Here is a 580-nt window from a genome sequence, read left to right on the forward strand (position 1 = left end):
TGACGGAAAAAAGGTGTTACATCAACAGATTAAAGCAGATCGATTAGCACTTCATGAATTATTAAAACCTTATTTAGATGATCTCGTATTAGGCGTTGAATGTATGCATTGCTGGTATTGGGTCAGCGATTTTTGCCTGGACCATGACATTAAGTTCATCTTGGGCCATGCCCTTTACATGAAAGCGATTCATGGGGGAAAAGCAAAGAACGACAAAATTGATTCCTACAAAATTGTCAGTTTAATGCGCGGAGGCAACTTTCCGCTTGCCTACACTTATCCATCAAAAATGCGTGCTGCGCGTGACTTAATGCGTCGTCGTACTAATTTAGTCCGCCATGGCGCCCAGTTAAAAGCCCATGTAATTAACACCAACAGTCAATACAACATGCCTGCGTTAAACGTAAATATGAAGAATATTTGTGATCGGGAAACATTACGTCGTCATTTTTCAGACTCTGTAGTGCAACGCAATGTCGATTTTGATTTAGCCCTGCTCGATTGCTATCAAAAAGAATTAAAGCAATTAGAATCCTTCATAGAAAGCAAAGCTCGACAACATAACCCCGGGTACCTTGCT

1 protein-coding gene is annotated in these 580 nt (G+C 40.7%); it reads left to right on the forward strand.

The window, feature by feature from the left end:
- A partial coding sequence (locus ND16A_RS08905) for an IS110 family transposase (protein WP_033077698.1) occupies nt 1-580 on the forward strand: 580 nt, incomplete at both ends.

The organism is Thalassotalea sp. ND16A (genome assembly GCF_000764205.1).
In the GTDB taxonomy this organism is placed as follows: Bacteria; Pseudomonadota; Gammaproteobacteria; order Enterobacterales; family Alteromonadaceae; genus Thalassotalea_A.